Annotated in this window: 1 protein-coding gene; it reads right to left on the bottom strand. The window is 84.1% G+C overall.

All coding sequences use genetic code 11. The features are described from left to right. Window positions 1–938, bottom strand: a 938-nt coding sequence (locus ACFO3M_RS22680; protein WP_387994498.1) for a hypothetical protein, incomplete at both ends; no start/stop codon positions are given.

Here is a 938-nt window from a genome sequence, read left to right as displayed (position 1 = left end):
GTCGGCGCCCGCCGCAGGGCGGCGACGAGGGCGGCGGCCTGGGCCCGCCTGCCGGTCCGCACCGCCGCCTCGACCACGTCCAGCGCGGCGGACAGCGCGACCGGCGCGTGCGGGGCGAGCCGGCCCGTCGGGCCGAGCGCCGCGAGGTGCCGGGCGGCGTCGTCGTAGTCGCCGCGGCCGAGGGCGGCCAGGCCCCGCGCGTGGGCGGCCAGGTGCACGGCGAGCCCGGCCCCGTGCGCGGCCGCGGCCGCGGCCAGGTCACCGGCGCGGGACCGGACGGCCTCCTCGTCGCCGCGCGCGGCGTCGAGCAGCGCCAGGACGTCGCCGTAGGGCAGGGCGAGCAGCCGGTACCCGAGCCGCCCGGCCTCGCGGACCGCCTCCGCGGCGGTGTGCCCGGCCTCGTCCCAGCGGCCGGCGGCGAACCCGTCCTGCGCCAGCAGCACCCGGGCGGCGAGGGCGGCGGCGCGGTCGACGCCGCCTCCGGCGGCGAGCCGCCGGAGGGCCGGGCGGCAGGCGGCGAGCCGGCCGGCGGGGGCGGCGGCGGCCGCGACCCGGACGACCGACACCGGGTCGGCGTCGGTCTGCACCGCGGTGACCAGGTCGTCGAGCCGGCCGAGGTCGGCGCGGGTGGCCCGGGCGGGGTCCGCGAGCGTGCGGGCGGCCACGGCCAGCACGGGCGGGACGTCGGTCCCCAGCCGGGCGAGGGCGTCGTCGAACGGGCGCCAGAGGTCCTCCCGGCCGGCGAGGTGGCAGGCGAGCAGCAGAGTCGGGAGGGCGTCCGCGACCGCGGCCGGGCCGGGTCCCTCGTCGAGCGCGGTCGCGGCGCCGCGGGCGAGCACGAGCAGCGCGGTGCCGCCGTCGCCCTCGTCGCGCAGCAGGTGCGCGGCGGCGGCCGCGGCGACCGCCGCCGGGCGGCCGGCGCGCGGGTCGTCGGCGTG

Origin of the sequence: Geodermatophilus arenarius (assembly GCF_042654585.1) — a bacterium.
GTDB lineage: Bacteria > Actinomycetota > Actinomycetes > Mycobacteriales > Geodermatophilaceae > Geodermatophilus > Geodermatophilus arenarius.
The sequence above is the reverse complement of the archived record's forward strand: the minus strand, read 5'-3'. Positions and strand labels throughout refer to the sequence as shown.